The sequence below is a fragment of the Cohnella lubricantis genome, assembly GCF_014212015.1.
Classification (GTDB): Bacteria; Bacillota; Bacilli; order Paenibacillales; family Paenibacillaceae; genus Cohnella; species Cohnella lubricantis.
The window spans coordinates 40515-60683 of the sequence record NZ_JACJVN010000027.1 but is presented as its reverse complement, the minus strand read 5'-3'; the positions used below and the strand labels follow the sequence as shown (position 1 = coordinate 60683).

The 20169-nt window shown below is 58.8% G+C and carries 20 protein-coding genes; 5 read left to right on the top strand and 15 right to left on the bottom strand.

Annotated elements, in window-relative coordinates:
* Window positions 1-10: 10 nt before the first annotated feature.
* The 6 genes from H4Q31_RS07185 to H4Q31_RS07160 form a co-directional block, all read right to left on the bottom strand.
* Window positions 11-724 carry a pilus assembly protein gene (locus H4Q31_RS07185; RefSeq protein WP_185178394.1) on the bottom strand — a complete coding sequence of 238 codons (714 nt, stop codon included), beginning with the start codon at window positions 722-724 and terminating at the stop codon, window positions 11-13.
* Window positions 711-917: a Flp1 family type IVb pilin gene (locus H4Q31_RS07180; RefSeq protein WP_185178393.1), complete on the bottom strand. Its 207-nt coding sequence runs from the start codon at window positions 915-917 to the stop codon at window positions 711-713. Before H4Q31_RS07180 ends, H4Q31_RS07185 begins: the two co-directional genes overlap by 14 nt.
* A 25-nt stretch (window positions 918-942) precedes the next feature.
* Window positions 943-1776 (bottom strand): type II secretion system F family protein, encoded by an 834-nt coding sequence (locus H4Q31_RS07175; RefSeq protein ID WP_185178392.1) that lies wholly within the window; start codon window positions 1774-1776, stop codon window positions 943-945.
* Window positions 1777-1811: 35 nt separating this feature from the next.
* On the bottom strand, window positions 1812-2552 hold the full coding sequence (locus tag H4Q31_RS07170) for a type II secretion system F family protein (protein WP_185178391.1): 741 nt from the start codon (window positions 2550-2552) through the stop codon (window positions 1812-1814).
* A gap of 84 nt (window positions 2553-2636) precedes the next feature.
* Window positions 2637-3878, bottom strand: coding sequence for a TadA family conjugal transfer-associated ATPase (locus H4Q31_RS07165; protein WP_185178390.1), 1242 nt, complete (start codon window positions 3876-3878; stop codon window positions 2637-2639).
* Window positions 3841-4992: a P-loop NTPase family protein gene (locus H4Q31_RS07160; protein ID WP_185178389.1), complete on the bottom strand. Its 1152-nt coding sequence runs from the start codon at window positions 4990-4992 to the stop codon at window positions 3841-3843. Before H4Q31_RS07160 ends, H4Q31_RS07165 begins: the two co-directional genes overlap by 38 nt.
* A 319-nt stretch (window positions 4993-5311) precedes the next feature.
* Between H4Q31_RS07160 and H4Q31_RS07155 the strand changes: the two genes are divergently transcribed.
* A complete protein-coding gene (locus tag H4Q31_RS07155; RefSeq protein ID WP_185178388.1) occupies window positions 5312-6517 on the top strand; it encodes a WD40/YVTN/BNR-like repeat-containing protein in 1206 nt (401 codons plus the stop codon).
* Between the two features lie 281 nt (window positions 6518-6798).
* On the opposite strand, the gene H4Q31_RS07150 is transcribed toward H4Q31_RS07155, so the two are convergent.
* The 5 genes from H4Q31_RS07150 to H4Q31_RS07130 all read right to left on the bottom strand — a co-directional run bounded on the left by H4Q31_RS07150 (window position 6799) and on the right by H4Q31_RS07130 (window position 11235).
* Window positions 6799-7731: an SPFH domain-containing protein gene (locus tag H4Q31_RS07150; protein WP_185178387.1), complete on the bottom strand. Its 933-nt coding sequence runs from the start codon at window positions 7729-7731 to the stop codon at window positions 6799-6801.
* A complete protein-coding gene (locus H4Q31_RS07145; RefSeq protein ID WP_185178386.1) occupies window positions 7731-8171 on the bottom strand; it encodes an NfeD family protein in 441 nt (146 codons plus the stop codon). Before H4Q31_RS07145 ends, H4Q31_RS07150 begins: the two co-directional genes overlap by 1 nt.
* A 96-nt stretch (window positions 8172-8267) precedes the next feature.
* Window positions 8268-9317, bottom strand: coding sequence for a Gfo/Idh/MocA family protein (locus H4Q31_RS07140; protein WP_185178385.1), 1050 nt, complete (start codon window positions 9315-9317; stop codon window positions 8268-8270).
* Window positions 9318-9455: 138 nt separating this feature from the next.
* Window positions 9456-10229, bottom strand: a complete 774-nt coding sequence (locus tag H4Q31_RS07135; protein WP_185178384.1) for a TIM barrel protein — start codon at window positions 10227-10229, stop codon at window positions 9456-9458.
* 34 nt (window positions 10230-10263) lie between these two features.
* On the bottom strand, window positions 10264-11235 hold the full coding sequence (locus H4Q31_RS07130) for a Gfo/Idh/MocA family protein (RefSeq protein ID WP_185178383.1): 972 nt from the start codon (window positions 11233-11235) through the stop codon (window positions 10264-10266).
* Window positions 11236-11363: 128 nt separating this feature from the next.
* Between H4Q31_RS07130 and H4Q31_RS07125 the strand changes: the two genes are divergently transcribed.
* From H4Q31_RS07125 to H4Q31_RS07115, 3 genes are all read left to right on the top strand, one after another.
* Window positions 11364-12194: an AraC family transcriptional regulator gene (locus H4Q31_RS07125; protein ID WP_185178382.1), complete on the top strand. Its 831-nt coding sequence runs from the start codon at window positions 11364-11366 to the stop codon at window positions 12192-12194.
* A 217-nt stretch (window positions 12195-12411) separates the two neighbouring features.
* A complete protein-coding gene (locus H4Q31_RS07120) occupies window positions 12412-13320 on the top strand; it encodes a hypothetical protein (protein WP_185178381.1) in 909 nt (302 codons plus the stop codon).
* A gap of 130 nt (window positions 13321-13450) precedes the next feature.
* Entirely contained in the window at window positions 13451-13627 is a 177-nt protein-coding gene (locus H4Q31_RS07115) for a hypothetical protein (protein WP_185178380.1), read from the top strand.
* A gap of 167 nt (window positions 13628-13794) precedes the next feature.
* Here H4Q31_RS07115 and H4Q31_RS07110 read toward each other — a convergent pair whose 3' ends face one another.
* From H4Q31_RS07110 to H4Q31_RS07100, 3 genes are all read right to left on the bottom strand, one after another.
* Window positions 13795-15324 (bottom strand): sulfatase family protein, encoded by a 1530-nt coding sequence (locus tag H4Q31_RS07110; RefSeq protein WP_185178379.1) that lies wholly within the window; start codon window positions 15322-15324, stop codon window positions 13795-13797.
* 68 nt (window positions 15325-15392) lie between these two features.
* A complete protein-coding gene (locus tag H4Q31_RS07105; RefSeq protein ID WP_185178378.1) occupies window positions 15393-15926 on the bottom strand; it encodes a chromate transporter in 534 nt (177 codons plus the stop codon).
* Between the two features lie 29 nt (window positions 15927-15955).
* Entirely contained in the window at window positions 15956-16660 is a 705-nt protein-coding gene (locus H4Q31_RS07100) for a chromate transporter (RefSeq protein WP_185178377.1), read from the bottom strand.
* 186 nt (window positions 16661-16846) lie between these two features.
* Between H4Q31_RS07100 and H4Q31_RS07095 the strand changes: the two genes are divergently transcribed.
* On the top strand, window positions 16847-17812 hold the full coding sequence (locus tag H4Q31_RS07095; RefSeq protein ID WP_185178376.1) for a formylglycine-generating enzyme family protein: 966 nt from the start codon (window positions 16847-16849) through the stop codon (window positions 17810-17812).
* Window positions 17813-18034: 222 nt separating this feature from the next.
* On the opposite strand, the gene H4Q31_RS07090 is transcribed toward H4Q31_RS07095, so the two are convergent.
* On the bottom strand, window positions 18035-20122 hold the full coding sequence (locus H4Q31_RS07090; protein WP_185178375.1) for a choice-of-anchor J domain-containing protein: 2088 nt from the start codon (window positions 20120-20122) through the stop codon (window positions 18035-18037).
* Window positions 20123-20169: the final 47 nt, after the last annotated feature.

The following is a 20169-nucleotide window of genomic DNA, read 5'->3' as shown; positions in this document are numbered from 1 at the left end:
TCGGCTGCGATTAGCCCGCCTGCTGCCGCTTAAGCAGCACGGATTTGGCTTTCGAGATGAGTGATGCTTCGCCTTCCTTGGCTCCCTTCATCTTGGCCGTGTAATACCGTACAAGGTCGAAGGATCGAATGAATTCCGTCGGCTCGACGACGACGGCGGACGGCTGGGCCGACGGCTGCGAATCCCGCAGGAAGCTTCGAAGCGGCTCCGGCGCCATGGAACTGTAAGCTTCCATCTCGATTCGGCGTTCCAGTAGCTTATTCGTATAATTCATCCGTCCATCCAACGAAGAGCTCAGCATATCGGCCGCAGCTTGCAGCTTCGTTCTCGTAAGTGAGTCGCCCTCCGTCTCTTCCGCTCCGGCGCCGGAATCGCCGAAGCCAACGCCGACGCCTTCTTCTTCACTCGAGCTCATCCCGAACAATCCGGCGAGCATGCCGTCATCCAGTAGCCGCCAATACAGACCGTCGAAGCTGCCTTCCGGATAAGCGCCTGTACGCAGGTCCTTCGCCGAGTTATTCCAACTGAAGGCCGCTCTCTCTCCCGCTATCGATGCGCTGTAGTACCGGATCGCGCCTTGAGCCATATAAATCGCAAAGAACAGCAGTAGAAATGTCATTAACAGAATAATAGGGAATGTGAGCGAGGCATCCAGTGTCGCCGATCCCGCCGAATCCCGTTGCAGTCGGCGAGCGGCCGCGGCAATCCGCTTAAGAGAATACATCTTCGGATTTGCTCTCGACTTGTCCGAATAAGCTCTGGAGAAATTCAATGATCCAATCCTTAAACAATATGGCGATCGCTATAATAACCGCAGCGATCAGCACGATCTCCAGTGTCCCGAGCCCTTCCCGGCTCTTCCAGAGACCCGTCATAGATCTCGAACTCCACCGTTGAAGCCGCTTGATAGTTGCCATAAGTAATCCTCCTTAGGAATGAATCTTAATGAGACATCATCAGCATGGATGGGGCTCCTACAAGCACCATAATGATGAGAAAAATGACGGCCAGCGGAAAAGCCATCCTCGAGGAAGCTTGTTCGCCCAGCGTTCTTGCCGCCGCCTTCCGTTGCTCCCACAGCGTGCGCGACAGCTCTCGCAGCGCCGAGACGAACGTCTCGCCCCCGCGCCGCGAGTTAATCAGCAGCGTTGTCGCGAACAGCTTCGCTTCGGGAACCGAGCAGCGCCGGCCGAATTCCTCCAACGCCGCTCCAAACGATTCCCCTCGCTTAACCGCAGCCAGTGCAAACCCGAGCTCTGCGTACAGCGGATGGCCTTTCCCCGCCTGCTGCTCCCTCTGCAGACATCGCTCCAATGCCCGCAGCACATTCTCTCCGGCGTTCACCATAAGCAGCAGCCGATTCAGCAGCTCGGGCAGCTCCAGCACAATTGTCTGACGCCGGAGCTCCAGCCGCTTGCGAAGCTCCTTCTGCCTAAGAAGCGGCAGCAGCGCGGCCACGAAGGCCCCGAGCAATGCAAGCGCTCCGTTATTCGCTGCAATGCCGAGCCAACCGGCTGCCAGCCATGTCGCAGCGGACAAGCCTAGCGCTTCCGAGAACCATCCTAACAGCATATCTTTGGTGCAGATGCCGCCATTCAGCGCGGCCAAGACGGCCTTCGGCTTCTCCAACCAAGGCAGCGCCGCCCGATAAACGCCAGGCCGTTCGATCAGATACCGAACCGGCTCGCGCAGAACGTGGAACTTGCCCTTGACCGCTCCTCCCTTCCGGAGAGCCTGCTTCCATGCGAGCAAGACCAGCCCAACATAACCGGCCAACGTCATTCCCCATATCGCCGATAGAAGGAGCCTAGTCATATGCGAATATCCACGATGCGCTGGATCCACCAACAGCAGCCCGCTAGTGCCAGCAGGCATACGGTAAGCAGAACCCAGCCCATGCCCTGATGCAATCCCGCCATGTAGTCGCCCGCGAACCACCCGATCAGCCCAACGAAGGCGAAAGGCATGCCCATCATCAGCTTGGATTCCATGCGCTTCTGCGCCATTAGCACACCGAGCTCCTGCTCAACCTCCATCTTCTCACCGATCAATCCCGCCGTCCGGCGGACGACTTCGACGAGATCGCCTCCCGCCCGCTTGCAGATGATGAACACCTCTGCGAAGCTGCGAACTTCTTCAAGGCCGCTTCGCTCCGCGAAGTCGGCGAGCGGCGCTTCCAGCGGCTCGCCATTGCGGCATCGGTTCGCGATCGCTCGTATCTCGCGCAGAATATCTGCTTGCGGATCTCCGATCAGCAGCGCTAGATCGTCTTCCAGCGCGGCGAACGCGTTCTCCACCGACCGGCCCGCAGACAGCAGGGAGGAGAGCGCCTGAAGCATATCCTTGAATGATCTCCGCAGCCGTTCCTGGCGCTGCCGCCGCAAGTGCCCGCCGAGCAGCTTCGGGGCGAACCATCCTGCGGGAATCGCCAGCAGCGCGACGACGGCTTGGTCGTACAGCGTCCATATCGCGCAATAAGCTAGCAATCCGCCGGCCGCTATCGCGCCGATCCGCTGCTTCCGGCTCAAGCGATAAGTCCGGTAATCGACCACCGCGATTCCTCCTCTTGTACAGCTTGTACAGCTTGTATCGCCCTGTTTGACGTTCCGCCATCCTTCAGATTTCAGATGATCAGATCACCTAGCCGACTCCTTAAGCAATCCGGCGAATCGAAGCTTGGATGTATCGGACAATTCGGCTGTCCGGACAAGACCGCCCAGGACGACGCCATCCTGCTCCCCCTGCTCCTCGAACCGGAACAGCGTTCGCAGCTCCACCTCCCCATTCCGGTATCCGGCCACTTCGCAGATCTCCTCGACCCTGCGCGTCCGATCCCGGAAGCGGCTTAAGTGCACAATAACATCCAGCGCAGCCGCCATCTGTTGGCGTACGACCGGGACGGGCAGATCCGCACCGCTCAGCACCATCGTCTCCAGACGCGAGATCATATCCCGCGCACCGTTAGAATGGCCGGTCGATAAGCTTCCTTCATGTCCCGTGTTCATCGCCTGAAGCATGTCGAGCGCTTCTTCGCCGCGCACCTCGCCGACAATAATTCGATTGGGACGCATCCGAAGCGACGCGCGTATCAAGTCCCTCATGCCGATCCGGCCCTTGCCTTCGGTATTCGCATTGCGGGTCTCGAGCGACACCAGGTTCGAGACGCCGTCCAACTGCAGCTCCGCCGCGTCCTCGATGGTGATGACCCGTTCGCCCTCCGGAATCCATTGGGACAGCGCGTTTAGGAAAGTCGTCTTGCCGGAGCCCGTGCCTCCGCTAATGAACAGGTTGTACTTGGCCTTGACCAGCAGCCGAAGGAACTCAGCCGCTTCCGCCGTGATCGATCTTCTGGCGATCAACGCGTTCATGTCGAGCGGCTGGCGAGGGAACCGGCGTATCGTCACAGTCGGTCCCTTCAGCGCGACCGGCGGCAGCACGACATGGACGCGCGAGCCGTCTGGCAGCCGGGCATCAACGATCGGCGAAGCTTCGTTAACGATCCGATTCACCCGGCCGACGATGGACTGGATCAGATCCTCCAGCCGCTCCCGGCTCTCGAAGCCGAGATCGACAGCCATCAATTCCCCATCCTTCTCTACGAAAATATCTCGATGCCCGTTGATCATAATCTCCGTCACGGCCGGATCGTCGAGCAGCGGCTGCAAGGCATCCAGCCCGCGGAACGAATGGAACAGCCTGCTGACGGCGGCTGCCCGCTCCGCCGCCGTCATTCGCCGCACGCGGTCGGTACGGAACAGCTCCGCTTCGACCAGCCGGCGCAGCTCTTCGTCCGTTATGGAAGCGTCCCAGGACAGCCGGGACTTCACCGCCTCGCGAAGCTCAGCCAGTTCGCTGGGCGACAAGCCTGCTCCTTCCATGTGAACCACCTCTCCGTTCCGCTGACGCCGGTTCCATCGCCAATCCGAACAGATCGAGCAGCAGGTCTACGGCTCCGCTGTAAGCAGGCGCTTGCAGCAGTCTCCCCGGCTGATCAAGCGTCTTCCATTGCGGAATATACGGAAGCCTCGCTGCCGGCTCCGTTCCCGGAAGCGTCCAGCGGCAGCCGTTCCCGCCGCCCGTCTTGTTCAAGACAAAGGCGACTTGTCCTGAATCGGCCGGCAGCCGATCCTGCCAATAGCGGACAAGCTTGTCCGCCTTGCGAAGCGCAAGCGCATCGTCCGGCGCCAGCCATACGACGCGATTGCTCGCAAGAAGCAGCTCCCGGTGCCATTCCTCGCAGCCGGAATCCGGATCGACCACGATCAGGTCATACGCACCGGAAGCAGCAATGAGATTCAGCAGCGACTTAAGCCGTTCCGCCGTCATCGCCAGCCGCTCGGACGGAAGCTCAGGCGCGTCCAAATAATCAGCCTGCAAGACCTGCTGTCGCCGTCTCAACCGTTCCCACTCCTGATCGGACTGTTCCGGCCGGCTCTGCAGCGAGTAGAGGAGACGGGACAACGAATCCGGCTCTCCGCTCCCGAACAACAGATCGGTTGCATTGAGCGGCTCCAAGTTCAAGTAGAACGCCCGGCACCCTCGTTCGCCTGCTTGCTTCACGATGTTAAGCGCCGCAGTCGTCTTCCCTGCTCCCCCAGACGCTGAGAAAACGGTCCAGATCTGCGTACCGGCCGAAGCTGTCCATCCGCCCCCTCTGGCCGGCCCGATCCGCTCCGCCAGCTCTGCGGTCAATGAGGACAGCGGCTGGAATTGCGCTAACTCTGGCAGCCCGTCTCCGTCGCCGGCACGCTCCGTTAGAACAATGAGCTTGCTTAGCAAGCCCGCCTCCTCCGCACATCCGCGCGCTTGCGGCAGCAGCGACGAATGAACGAGCAGCGCCGCGGCATCTCTCGCTTCCCGAAGGTGCCGCTGCAGCGCCAGCTCCTGCGTGAACGCGGCGACCTCCCAATCCGCCCGCGTCTCCTTCAAATACCTGGCCAGCTTCGCCGCATATTGAGGCTCCGGCACCGCCAGCACAATGCGCTTCACCATTCGCGTATTCCCCCTCTACTCCGGTTCGGACACAAAAAAAGCACCGCAATCCCCGACTTAACGTCGGAAATTGCGGTGCTTCCGCAAGTTCGTTGTCATTTGTACGGATAAGATACCATTTTATGTTAGAGGAGTCAACCCCTTTTTGCCGACCGCCGTACAAATTCGCATGTCCCGCCTCATTCGAATCCTCGTCCTGCCACAGACCCAAGCGAAGTCCCTCGCCTTATTCCGATCGGGTCTGATATTGGCGCGAATCGGGAAAACTAATTCCAACAACTGGGACACCATGCCCATACATAACAAGGAGAGAAAAAGCATGAGAACTTGCGTCCGTCGCGTTCTGGCGACGCTGCTGCTGTTCGGCTCGGCTGCCTGCTTAATTGCCGCTGCCGTGCCTTCTCAAACGGTTCCCGCCCCCAGCCCAAGCGCGCCTCCCGCTCCTTCAGGCAATTCGGGAACTGCCGCGCTGAGGCTCAGCCAAGTGCAGTTCGCCGACGCCGAGCATGGCTGGACATCCGGAGCGCTCGGGGACAGCCCATCGGCCCTCGTCTGGCGAACGACGAACGGAGGTCGCGCTTGGCACGCCGCTGCGCTGGGGAACGGCGTACAAGACGCCGCCTTCGGCATGGCAGACAGGCAGCACGGCTGGGCTGTCGGACCGTCAGACTGCCAATTCGTCTCCGGTACGTCCGTCTGCGGCAAGCTTGCCATTCTGAACACTCGCGACGGCGGCGCGACGTGGCAATCGCAATGGGCGAAGGACGACCCCAAAGCCGGCTCTGATAATGAAGTGGAAGCGGTGAACGCGGCGACAGCCTATGTTCGTGCTGGCCCTTCCGTTTGGAAGACGACCGACGGCGGGAGCAATTGGCTGGAAGCTTCGATCCCGAGCTCAGAAGCATCGCCATATCAGATCTCATTCGTCGACGAGTCGGTTGGCTTCGCTGCAGGGAGAATGGGAACAGAGTGTCCGGAGAAGGGGCTAGTTCCTTCCTCGCCGAACGCCGATTGCAAGACCGCAGTCTGGAAAACGACGGACGGCGGCAAGAGCTGGAAGAAGCTTGCTCACGCCCCCCGGCACGGAGGCGCCTGGTATCCGGCCGACATTCAGTTCGTGGACAAGCGCAACGGATACCTGCTGCTCGTCAACCCGAATACACATGGATCTCTCCTCTACTCCACCGCGAACGGCGGAATCGGCTGGAAGCTGAGGAATACGAAGATCCCCGGAGCTCGGCCCTATCCGGTCAAGCTCGAATTTGTAACCCCGCGAACCGGTTACGTTCCGCTCAGGGTCGGCGCCGGCCCTGTCGACGGCGGCCTTCTGCGCACCGTGAACGGAGGAGCAGCCTTCACCCAAGTGAAGGATCCGCGTCTAGTCAGCGTAGAAGACGCCGACTTCATCACCGCCCGGCGCGGCTTCGTTATCTCCTTGAACCCAGACAATCCAACTTCGACGCTGCTCCTCGGTACGACTAACGGCGGCGGCAGCTGGACGGACCTGACGCCGCGAACGACTTAGCGGGCGCCGAAGGGGATTATCCGTCCTAAGCGGAGATCCCCTGCTCAGCGCTCACCGCCACCAGCACAATCCGCCTGCAAACGCTCAGACGCACAGCCCAGCATTCATGCCCGCACTCCGTCTGTAAGCGCGAAGCACCGTATTCACGCCCGCATTCCGTCTGTAAGCGCGAAGTAACGTATTCACGCCCTCATTCTGCCTGCAAGCGCGCAACGCCGCGCAAAAAGCGGTGCCGGGATCGCCCCCGGGCACCGCTTCGTTCTGCTTCGCTTGCGCTTGCCTTACTTCTTGCCGCTGCTCTTGAACACGTCGGCAATGGCGCCTACGCTGCCCAGCGCTTCGACCGCACTGGACGGCAGGAACACCTTGTTCGCCGGCCCCTTCGCAACTTCGGCCAACGCTTCGAACGACTTGTACGCGAGCACGTTCTCGTCCAGTCCGGCCTGCTTCAGCAGCTCGACGCGCGACTTCTCCGCCAGCGCGACCGCCTCGATCGCCTTCGCTTGGCCAAGCGCCTCCAGCTCCTGCGCTTGCCGCAGGCCTTCCGCCTCGCGGATGCGCGCTTCCTTGTCGCCTTCGGCCTTCAGAATCTTGCTCTGCTTGTCGCCTTCGGCGCGCAGGATCATATCCTGCTTCGCGGCTTCCGCCTCGAGCACGATGGCGCGCTTGCTCCGCTCCGCCTTCATCTGCTTATCCATCGCATCCTGGATATCGGACGGCGGCTTAATGTCGATGACCTCGACGCGTTCGATCCGCACGCCCCACTTCTCCGTCGCCTCGTCGAGCGCGAGGCGGATGTCGACAGAGATCTTCTCCCGTCCGGACAGCGTCTCGTCGAGCTCCATCTTGCCGATGATCTGCCGCATCGTCGCCGTCGTGATGTTCCGCACGCCGGAGACATAGTCGGAGATGCCGTAGGTCGCCTGCTCAGGCGCAACCACTTGGTAGAAAATAATCGTATCGATCTGAACCTGCACGTTGTCCTTCGTAATGACCGTCTGCGGCGGCACATGCGCCTGCTGAATCCGCAGGTCGTGCGTCACCCTCACGTAATCGATGAACGGGACGAGAATGTTAACGCCCGGCGTGAGCAAGCGGTTGTACTTGCCGAGCCGCTCGACGACGCCGATCTTCTGCTGCGGAACGATCTTGATTGCGAATCCGATAAAAACGACGACAACCAGTAAAATAATAAATATAATAGCGTATCCCACTACCGATCCCCTCCCGATGGTCGTACTTCTACTTGCGTCGTTCCTCTGCTAACGATCGTTACGGTCTTGCCTTCCGCCAGCTCTTCCTCGGCATATGCGGTCCACGTCTCGCTGCCGACCTTCACGATGCCCGGCTTGCCCGGCTCGATGGCGACCGTGACGACGCCCTGCTTGCCGACGAGATCTTCAATTGCATCCTTGAAGTCCTTCGCCTTGGAAGAGCGCAGTCTCCGGCTCAGCGGCTTCGTGAACGCGGTCAGTACGCCCGCGACGACGATGAACGCAAGCGCTTGCACGAAGAACGAGTCCGGCGCCACCCAAGCGGCCAACGCTCCGGCAACAGCTCCAAGACCGAGCCACAGCAGGAAGAAGGACAGCGTCAACATCTCGGCGATCAACAGCACAAAACCGATGACCAGCCATATTGCCCATGGTTCCATGGAACTCACCGCCTTTTTCCCATTGTATCACAGAACCGTAGTTCTTTGGATGGACGAACCGAATCACATCCTTTCTTCCATATACGCTATTTTTCGCTATATCGATTCAATTAAATTTTGCGACCCGCCGATCCATACCTTTCGTCCCGTCCTCGCACTCTCAATCGCCCCGAGCACCATCGCCATGCTGTGAATATTGTCCCGGCCGTCCGTCTCGGCGCGCCGTCCTTCCGCCAGGGAAGCGAACATCTCGTCCAAGCATCCGGCATGTCCATCGCGGCCCGTCCATTCGAGCGGCGCTTCAACCTTCACGCTGTCGCGAAGGAACTTGCCGTCTTGCCCTTCCTCGGCGACCTCCGCATAGGGCGCCTGATCGCCGTCCCAGATCGCTGTCCCGCGCTCGCCCGTAATGCGCCAAGAAGACTCCCATGACGTCGGCGCTCCTTCCGCGGACCAAGAACCGCGGTAGCAGAAGACGGAACCGTCTGACATCTCGAAAATACAAATGGCCGACGCATTGCCCGCGTACCACGAACCGGGAACATTGAATTCATGGCAGTATACCGATACAGGGTCGGCGCCGGTGATAAACCTCGCCTGATCGAAGGTATGAATGGCCATATCGAGAATGAGCGGACTGTCCATCGCGTCGCGGAAGCCGCCGAAGTGCGGACCTAAGAAGAAGTCCGCTCCTATGTACCCAACTCGCCCAATCGTCCCTGCGCCGATCAGCGCGCGAAGCGCCCGGATGCTCGCGTTATACCGACGGTTCTGCATGACTGCGTGCGACTTGCCCGACTGCTCCGCGATGCGGATTAAGTCCCGCGCCTCCTCCATCGTCGCCGCCATCGGCTTCTCGCCGAATACGTGACAGCCCGCTTCGAGCGCGGTCTGCGCGATTCTGTGGTGCGTTGAGGGAATCGTCACATCGAAGACGAGATTGGCCCCTGACGCTTCGATCGCTTCAGCCAGATCGGCATACGTCCCGCACGTCAGCCCGTAACGGTCCGCCATCGAACGAGCAGCCTCCAGATGGATGTCGACAAGCGCGACAATCTCGGTATCCTCCCTCTTCCATGCATATTCCACCCAAGTTCTCGCCATGCCGCCGCAGCCGGCAACGGCTACCCGATACCTTTTCACCATTGCTGCCCCTCCTATTCCGGATTAAGTTGATGGGTCCATTATACTGCTCTGCCGCTTCCTATTGGAGATAAAAAAAACAGGCCTAACCTCGCCCATGAGAATGGCCAAGATAAGCCCGCGCACGCTAATTCTGCCAGTCTATCCGTTCATCGCGGGCGCCAGGATGTCCCGCTTGAATTGCTCGATCGCTTCGTCCGTATCGATCGTATAGCCGCATTCGAGGCCGACGAAGCCGTCAAATCCGGTGTTCCGGATCGCCCGCAGGATGTTGACGTAGTTCAGCTCGCCCGTTCCCGGCTGCTTGCGTCCCGGATTGTCGGCGATGTGGTAGTGGTTGATCCGCTCGATATAGCCGGCCGCCCCCCGGATGACATTGCCCTCCGTAATCTGTTGATGATAGACGTCGAACACGAGCTTCACGTTCGGGCTGTCGACTTGATCGATGACGCCGACGGATTCATCCGAACGCTGCAGGAAGTGGCCGGGATGATCGACAAGCCCGTTCAGCGGTTCCACCTCCAGCACGATACCGGCTTCCTCGAACAGCGGAGCGCAGCGCTTCAGCGTCTCGACCATCGTCTGCCGCTGCGTCTCCCGCGGGATGCCGTCCAATACGTTGCCCGTCTGGGAGATGACCGACTTGACGTTCAGAATCCGGCACGCTTCGATCGTCTGGCGAACGCCCTCCAGGTAGGCATCCCGCAGCGATTCGTCCACGAGGCTGATGAACTTCGTGCAGGTGGCGCTAATGCCGACGCCGATCCGCTCTTGCTCCTTCGCCGTCTTCTTCAGATCGGTCAAGTTCCACCAAGCGTAATATTCCAAGCCGTCGAAGCCGTGCTCCTTGATGCGCTCCAGATGGTAGATCTCGTCTTTGCCGGGGTAAGCCCCAATGCACAATGACCACTTCATCGGACGTTCGCGCTCCTCTCGATAGGCAATTGGTTTATTCGAAAATGATCGGTTTGCCGCTGCTCGCGGATTCGTTCGCGGCGATCGTCACTTCGTGCGTGCGCAGCGCGTCCGCATAGTCGGACAGGATGCGCGACGTATCGCCGGTGCGAAGCGCGTAGACGAACGCTTCATCCTCCGTGTAGTACGGATTGGTCTTCGACTTGCGGAACCGGCTGCCTTCGGCGGTCAATTCCCTCAGCCCGTCGCCTCGAATCTCCAGTACGCCCTTGTCCGTGTACAAATCGAGGCCGACGTGATGGCCGACCGGCAGCAGGCACGTATTCGAGATCGTAGCGACCATGCCGTTCTTCAGCTTGAGCGTCACGGTGCCGACATCCGGAACGTCCGTCCCTTGCACCTGTTCGTCCATGACCCGCAGCGCATAGGCGGCATACACTTCGCTGACGTCGCCGCACAGGTAGCGCAGTAGGTCGACGATGTGCGTCGTCTGCTCGACGAACTGACCGCCCGAGCCGGCCTGCGACCGCCACCACGGCACCATCGGCATGCCGCCCATCCAATAGCCGAGCGCCATGCCGGCCTTGCGGTCCGCTAGAAGCTGCTTGGCCAGTCCAGCCGCTTCGTTGTAGCGCCAGTGATAGCCGACGGCCGTAATGAGCCGCTTCGCCTTCACCTGTTCGGCGATCTGTGCGGGCAATGCCGAATCGATGCCGAGCGGCTTCTCCACGAGGAACGGGATGCTGCGCTCCAGCAGCTTGCGCTCCGCCTCTCCATGCGCCATCGGGGGCACGCAGACGTAGACGCCGTCCAGCTTCGTATCGTCCAGCATCTCGTCCATGTCTGCGAACGCTCGCGCACCGCCCCAGGCGGAAGCCGCCGCCTGCGAACGAGAGAGGTCCAGATCGTAGAACGAGACGACCTCCACGCCTTCGATTCGCTTCAGATTGTCCAGATGAGCTTGCGCGATGCCGCCGGTTCCGATAAAGCCGAGTTTAACGGACATGTCCTCACTCTCCATTGTTTGAATATGAGAATATACAACTGACAACCTTATTTTAATTTGGCAAATTACGGATTAAAATAGAAGATATAACGGATTCGGTAGAATAAAATGAAAGGGGGTATTCGCGAATGAGCTCTTATGGGAGACAGTTCGTCACGACGGAGCTGGACAAGCGCCTGCCGCTTCACCTCACATCGGTCGGCTTGTCGGAGCATCAGTACCCGATTAACCGGGAGGATGGGTTTCCCTCCTTCCACTGGCTGCATACGGTCAGCGGCAGCGGCAGCTTCACGGCGAACGGCGCGACGATGCGGCTCGGCCCTAACCAAGGCATCCTGCTGAAGCCGGATGTTCCGCACAGCTATCATGCGGATACGCCCGTGTGGTCCACCTGGTTCCTGACGTTCGACGGAGCGCTGGGGAATCCGATCACGGCCTCGCTGGATCTGCAGCATATGAAGCCGATCCGTTGGGAGGAGGACACGCCTCTTGCCGCCGTACACGAGCACTATGCGGAGAAGTGCCGTTACAGCTTCGACTTCGCGGGAATTAACGGCTCGCTGGAGGTGTACACGTTCCTGACGCTGCTCAAGCAATACGGGCAGGTGAGCGGCGAGCCGTCCTTGTCCAAGGGACATGAGCGGCTGACCCCGATCTACCTGCTGATCGAGGAGGAATTCGGGGATCCGAATCTGGGGTTGGATCGAATGGCGGCTGAGCTGCGGATCAGTTCGCAGCATCTGAACACGCTTTTCCGCAAGAGCTGGGGGGTTAGTCCTTATCAGTATCTGCTGCAGTTCCGCATTCAGAAGTCGAAGGAGCTGCTCATCTCGCAGCCCGACCGGCCGGTGAAGACAGTCGCGGAAGCCGTCGGCTTCCAGGATGACAGCCACTTCGTACGCACGTTCCGCGCGCTGACCGGCATGACGCCGGTGCAATTCCGCCGCCAGTACAGTTGAAGCGCAACTAGGAGAAGGAGGTCCCATGATAACAAGGAGAAAAACGGTCATGCCGCTATGGGTCGGATTATTCGTGTTACGGCTTCTAAGTTCTTTATCCCCTATAGGCTCAGAACCTTGAGTGACGCGCCGCCCATACTTCAACAGTGGAACCGTTTCCTAATATCACGTATACTTATTTAGGAATGCTTGTAGACAACGAATGAAGGTGACGCAAATGGAAGATTTGAAGCAAGCTTACGCCGCGCTTGGTCTCCCGGAGACCGCCAGCAAGGATGAAGTGGAGAAGCGTTACTTCCTATTGACGCGAAGAGCCAGGGCGCAGAAGATGCGCGAGCAAGCCGATCTGGCGTCTGAAGAACTGGTGGATATCGACGCCGTCACCGCGGCCTACCGCTTCATTCGGGATTACGAGGAGCAGCAGGCGAAGGCCGAATACGAGAAGAAGCATTACGGCAAGTATAAGGGAATGGCCGATAAGGCCAAGAAGTGGGATCACTTCTTCCACTATTACAAGATTCATATAATCGTGGGCATCATTGTACTGATCGCGATCGGGTTCGGCGTCAAGAGCTACATGGATCATCGCGCGGAGCAAGAACGGCTGGCCAAGCTGCCGCCGCCCGACCTGCGCATCATGTTCTACGGCAATTATTATTACCAAGGCTCCTTCAGCGTCGATACCGAGCAGATGGGCGCTCAAGCTCTGGAGCAGTTCCCGGAGTGGCAGCGGATCATCTCGAACCTGATCTACGTTCCGGCTGAGGTCAGAAGCGAACAAGACATGGCCTTCATTCAGAAGAGCATCGTCAGCCTGCTCGACGACAAATCGGATCTCTTCATCTTGGACAGAGCGAACTTCGACAAGCTGGTGAATGAGGACCTCTTCGCTCCGCTCGAGACGCTGCCCGGCGATTCCGCCGCGCTTGCCTCGTCCGATGCCGCCGTCAAGACGTCCACCATTGACGATCCTGCGGAGCGAGCCTACGGCATCGATCTGTCCGACACGCCGCTGGCGGACGATATGGATCTCGAAGGCAGCACCGAATATATCGCCGCCATTCGAGCCGACACCGAGCATACCGACAACGCCGTGGCATTCATCGAGCACTACTTGCAGCCTTAAAGCAGCTTATAATAAGGGACAGAGCGACAACCTCGCTGTGTCCCTTATTTGTTGACGCATTACGGCATAGTCCGGCGCTTCGCGATCCATACTAAGCGGCATCCATTCCCTATTCGAGGAGGCATGCCGCATGATCCGCAAAGACGGGGACGTCGAATCCTACACCGAAGCCTCATCCCCCACGCCCCCTGGCCAAGAGAGCGTATCGCCGCTCGACATGGTCAGTCAAGCCGTCGAAGAGATGGCGGACAATATCGAGCAAGCCTTCACTACCGAAGATGACGAACACAAGCATTCCAACAGGTAAAAATAGCACAAAAAAAGGAGCCGCGGTATCCCGGCTCCTCAAGGGAAAAGGTTATGAAGAAAAGCAGCAAGCTCGCTTGCAAACTCTTCTATACGAAAATGATATACGATTCATATAGACATGGCATTAGTGAATTCTTGGAATCGCCCGGCTGCGGCAGCGTCCGATCAAGCGTGCCAGATGCGCGGCATCGGCATCGATTCTTTGCCCAGCTCCGCCCAAGCGTATTTGAGCAGCAATTCGGATTTTAACCCGGCGCAGCGCGGCTCGTCCCATAGGTTATGAAGCTCCCCGGGATCCTCCTGCAGATCGAAGATCTCGCCGTAGGTTTGATTGTAGTAGACCGTTATCTTGTAACGCTCGTCGACATAAGTCTTCTGGTGGATAGTCGTCGGTTCGTGCCGGAACTCGCAGATCGCGTGATTGCGGGCTTGCCGCCGCGCGCCGAGCCAGACGCCGCTCTGATCGACGCCGGTCATGGCATACGGAACGGGAAGGCCCGCCAGCGACAGGAACGTCGGCGCCAGGTCGACCAGCGATTGGATCGCCGGCGACACGCGCCCTGCCGGTACGTGGCCGGGGTAACGCACAATGAAAGGAAGCTTGATCAGATCCTCATAATGGAAGCCGCCTTTGTATTGCAGCCCGTGCTGGCCGAAGAAGTGTCCGTGATCCGTCGTGAAGACGACGATCGTATTGTCCGCAAGGCCAAGCTGTTCGAGCTTGTCGAGAATTCGGCCGATATATTTGTCCATGCAGCTGATCATGCCGTAATAGGTGGCCACCAATCTCTTGCGCTCTTCCTCCGAATGATGAACGTGGGACTCGTATCCGTGAATCCCTTGTCCCGTCTCCCGCCAGGCCGAGAAGTCAGGATTCTCCTCCTGCGTCATGCGGAAGTGCGGCGGGTTCCGGTCATGTTCGCCGGCGGCCGCCTTCGGAATTGACAGCTTATCCGGGTCATACATCGTATCCCAAGGCTCGGGAACCAGATAATCCGGATGGGGATCGAAGAAGCTTGACCAGAGGAAGAACGGCTCGCCCTCCTCCTTGTATTGCTCGAGCAGTGCGTTGGACCGTTCCGCGATCCAATTGTTGTAATGGAACTCTTCGGGAATCGGCCATTTGTGCAGAATGCTTCTATCCATTGTTCCGGTCGGGGGGAGGAAGTAATCGCGCCAATTGCGGCAGCCCTTCTCCTCCATCCAGAGCGCGTAATGCTGGCCGACATGCGCTTCGTTCGTATGATTGCGAGCCAGTTCGACGTGGTCGTATCCATAGAAGGGTCCGTGGAAATCCTCCCAGAACGGCAGATCCTGAAGAACCGGATAAGCTTCCAGCGAAGGATATTCCTCCGTGCCGCGCAATGGCTGGAAGTGGGCCTTGCCGATCAAGGCCGTTCGGTAGCCGCTGCGATTGAATTCTTCCCCGACGGTATGGCGGTCCTCCAACAGTTTGGTCCCCAGCGTCCAAGCGCCATGCTGGCTCGGATACATGCCGGTGATGATAGACGCCCTCGTCGGCGTACAGGTTGGGTTCGGACAGTAAGCGCGAGTGAAGGTTGTCCCTTCCTCTGTCAGGCGGTCCAAATTCGGCGTCTGAATCTCTTCGTTAAACGCTCCGATCGTGTTCCAATGCTGTTGATCGCTTGTGATCAGCAAGATGTTGGGTCTCGTCACGTCTTCCGCTCCTATCATTTCTATTGTTGAAGCCAACCAATATTTAGAAGATCCCCTATAAGATACAGCATAATAGCACGGCTGCGCTAGCCGAGTACGGCAGCTCCCGCGATGGCAGAGAAGAGAAGGAGATATACAGGCGGCATACGGTATCGCACCAGCATCACCCAGCCGATCCCGATAATGGCAAGACCGAACACGAGATGTCCGCCCCACGAGCCGCGATCGAGGCTGCCGATACCAAGCCTGTAGACGGCGTACAGGATCAACGCGGTGACGATTGGCTGAAGGCCATAGAACAGGCGGCTGATCCAGCTCTGCTTGCGAAGCCGATGGATTAGAAGCAGCATCGCTGCCGACATGATGATGGACGGCAAGACCAGACCGCCCACCGCTGCAGCCGCTCCGCCAATACCGAACGTCCGATAGCCGATGAGGGTGCCGAGGTTGACTGCGATCGGACCTGGCGACATGCCGGCTACCGTGACCGCGTTCAGGAAGGCGTCTTGCGTCATCCAGCCTTGCTGGACAGCTTCTCTCTCGATCATCGGTATGAGCGCATAGCCTCCCCCGAAGGATACGAAGCCGAGCCGAAGGAAGAATAGGAACAGTATCCACATGCTGCGTTCACTCCCCGGAGAATTGCCGATTAGATGTAGTACATATAGCAGGAGCCGTCGCCGTTGCTGGAGCCATTCTCCTCTTGTACCGACTCCGAATCGCGGTAGCTTCTGCCCTTCATCCAAATGGCGCCAACGCCGATCAGGACGCCGCTAGCAATCAGGTACAGCGGCGGCACGCGGCCTAGCAGGCAGGCAAGCGCCGCCAGCATTAACCCGGCGGTGAACTTGTCGCGTATCGCGGCACGGCCGATTCGCCATGCCGTGAACAGAATCAGCGCGACGATGCCCCAAGCGCTCCCCTCCATCGCAGCGCGAAGCTTCGGCGTATCGCCGATCAGCCGGTAGAGGAAGAACAGCGCGAGCACGATGGCGATAGTCGGCACGATCGCCCCGATGCCCGCAGCAGCCGCTCCGCCAAAGCCTCTTAACCGGTAGCCGATGAGCAGCGACGCATTCACCGCAACGCCGCCGGGAGCCGCCGCAGCCAGCGACAACGTCTCTGCCAGTTCCCCGCTGCCGAGCCATCGCCGCCTCTCGGTCATCTCCTTCTCCAGCGCGGGGAAGATCGCGTATCCCCCGCCGAACGAGGAAGGCGCCAGCTTGAGGAAGCTCCACATAATGGATGCGAACGTAGGAGGCGAATGGACCTTATTGCTGGTCGTACTGCCTGCCCGATCCTTGCCGTCCGCATATATCCCTCTCTTCGCGCCTTGGATACGTGCCGAATTCATGACAATCGAGCTCCCTTATGGATAATTAAATCTAGGATAGCTGACTTTATTCCATTTTGGAATAAACTTCGGCTAATTTAGATATAACGGTTTTTTATATCTCTTTATTCCGATTCTTTTTCTAACAATAAGGTTTATAATGGTAGACAATAGCTTCTTTCGATTCAAAGGTTAAAGGAGGCTGCCATGCAGCACAACCTTCCTGTCTCATCCTGCTGCTCCGCTTCCCGCGGAAGCATCCCATCCCCAGCGACGGCGCCTTCTCCAGATCCGAAGCAGCCTCATGCCTCCGTAGCGAGAGGCGGCATGATCCTGTTGCCAGGCGGTTCATTCCTCATGGGGACGGACTCCGCCGAAGGCTTCGCCGCAGACGGCGAAGGGCCTTCCCGCATCGTGACAGTTGCGCCGTTCTACCTGTCTCCGTACACGGTAACGAATCGGGAATTCGGCCGCTTCGCAGAAGAGACCGGGTACGTGACGGAAGCCGAACGGTTCGGCTGGTCGTTCGTCTTCCACCTGTTCGTCCCGGAAGCTGCCCGCTCCTCGGTCAGAGGAGCGCCTGATCGCACACCCTGGTGGCTCGCGGTCGACGGCGCGGATTGGCGTCATCCGGAAGGACCCGGCTCAACGGTTGACGATCGGCTTGATCATCCAGTCGTTCATATCTCATGGCACGATGCGGCGGATTACTGCGAATGGGCCGGCGTCCGCCTGCCGACCGAAGCGGAATGGGAATTCGCCGCGCGCGGCGGGCTGGAAGGCAAGACGTACCCGTGGGGCGACCTGCTGAAGCCGGACGGCAACCATCGTTGCAACATCTGGCAAGGCAAATTTCCCATGAAGAATAATGTGAGCGACGGTTATGCGGGCACGGCGCCGGTTGACGCTTACGAGCCTAACGGCTATGGCTTGTACAACATGTCGGGCAACGTCTGGGAATGGTGCGCGGACTGGTTCTCGCCCAGCTACCACCAGACGACGCCGCGCGATAATCCGCAGTTCCTGACGCCTACGGGATCGCGGTCGATGCGCGGAGGTTCGTATCTGTGCCATCGCTCTTACTGCAACCGGTACCGCGTAGCTGCCCGCAGCCAGAATACTCCCGATAGCTCTACCGGCAACCTCGGCTTCCGCGTAGCGGCCGACGCCTAGCTCGCCGTCGGCTGTGCTCCATCAAGCGCAGCGGCTGTATGGCAACTGGGCATACTTCATCCGGCACATCGCATCCGGCATAGACGCGGAAGAGGCTCCCCCCATGATCGCCATGGCTGGGAGCCTCTTCTATGGCCTGCGTTAACCTTGTGCGCCTATGTCAGCTTTGTTCGCCTGCATGGCCTTGCAGGCCTAAGTTAACCTCGAGCATCTGCTGCCGTTTTATTTGCCTTTCTTGGCGCTGCCGCCCTTCTTCCCCGTATCCTTCATAACCACATCGTAATCATACGTCACGCTGTTCGACGTTCCTTCAGGCGCGGCGTACGTCGTCATCATGACGATGCGATCGTACTTCGAGCTGCGCAGCATATCAGCCAATTCGACCCGGTCGGATTCGGACATATTGACCGGATCCGGCAGACGAATGACTTTGACCTGATTGTCGTTGCCCTTCGCCTTCTGCTTGTCGTAATTCTTCATATAGCCGATGAATTCGACCTGGTAATTCACGTATTGTCCGGTAGCCTGCTCCAGGCTCATGAACCCGGACGTATCGGTCATCGGGTCGATCACCGTTCCGTTCAGGCGAAGATTGGACAGATACCATCCCGCTTCGTTGTAGCCCCAGTCGGTCAAGTAACGGAAGCCCAGCAGAATCTGCTTGCCGGCATAAGCGGACAGATCGAACGTCTCCGTCGTCCAGCCGCCGGAGCTGCCCGTGAAGCCCGGCAGATTCGCCGTGATCTTCGGATAGCCGCCATCTACAATATCGCTGCGCGTATTCTCGTTGGCCAGCGACGTCCACGTTTGCCCGCCATCCTCGGATACCTGTACGACGCCGAAGTCCCACGTCTCTTCAATGTTGTAGTTGGTGTCGAAGCTAAGCTCAGGCGCAGTCTCGCCGGTCAGATCCAGTTCTTTAACGAGGAAGTTGTCGGCCAGGTCGCCTTGATTGCCCCATAGCACAGATCCGCGCTCAGGATCCTCTACCGTCGTCCAATTCGTGCGCAGGAAGTCGAGCCCTTCGAAGTACAGGTGGTCGATCTTCGGATCCGGCGTGATGACCTTGAAGTCCGTCCCCCATGCAGGCGAGTTATTGTCAGCCAGCACTGAAGTGCTAAGGTCAGGCTTGAGATCAATCAGATTGAACTTGTAGGTGGAAGAATCGCCTTGATAGCCGCTGTCCAGCATAACGGCCGTCATGTAGTCGGCGTACACTTCAGCGAAGGTCTTGTTGACACCCACTTGCGCTAACGCGTCCTCAACGCCGCTGATGCCGGTGGAGGGATCATGGAACAGCGTCTGGATAAAAGGTTCGCCGTACTGCTCGTACAGATACAGCTGGAACAGATAAGCGGTGCCGTAATCAGCGAGAATCTGCAGGTCCGACTGGTCGCCCCACAGGGTCAAGGAATTCCGGAGATTCGCCAGGAATTCTTCCACATGATCCGTCGAATGGCCGTAGCCGACCATATATTGCGCGAAGTCGGACAAGCCTTCATTAATGAAGCTCTCTTCGCCCGAATCGCTGTCGCGATGCAGCAAGTGTTGGAATTCATGCGCGAATACGCCTTCGTAGAGGTACGGCTTCGCCGCGTCCGGGCCGGTCCGGTTCACCCAATCGTAGCTGTCGACCGTCATGACATTGCGATCGACGAAATCGCTGATCGTCGGGGAGAAGTACCCGGCGATGTAGCTCGGATAGGTCGGATTGTAGTAGCTTTGATCCTTGATATTGTCGATCAGGATAACGACGCGGCCGCTCTCATCCTCGTACCAGCCGTTGTAGCCGTTCTCCCCTGTACGCTCGGCCGGAGGAGCGAAATATTCAATCTCCTTCGGGTAGATGCGAGTCTCAAATTCGTTGAGCAAATATTGGACCTGCTCGTCTGTAATTTGAGAGGAGCCGTTCCGCGGATCCCCGCTTGGGAAGTTGAGATTGTTCGCGACCCACACTTCGCCGTGCTCGCCGACCGCGCGTAGAGTGAAGTTCGTCAAATAATACTGGCCGTCAACGTCGTTATTCGTGAGCCAAGGCTTAACGGTGCCAATATCGTCTGCCGTCAAAGCAGCTGCTGCAGAGGATGAAGCGGCATCAGCGGAAGCCTCGCTGCCGGACAGGTCAAGGCGGCCTTCCGCTTGGACGATCTCAAGCGTATCAGCTCTCAGCTTGGCGCCGACGTCCAGGACGCTTGGATTCGCGTTATAACTGGCCTGCTTGGCCGGCGCCGCAGACGCTGCTGCAGGCGCGAGCAGACCGCCGATCAGAATGAACGACGAGATCAGACCGATAAGATTACGTTTGACCAAATAGAACTCCTCCTCTGGAATGATTGGCATAGCCCGCGAAGGGCGAT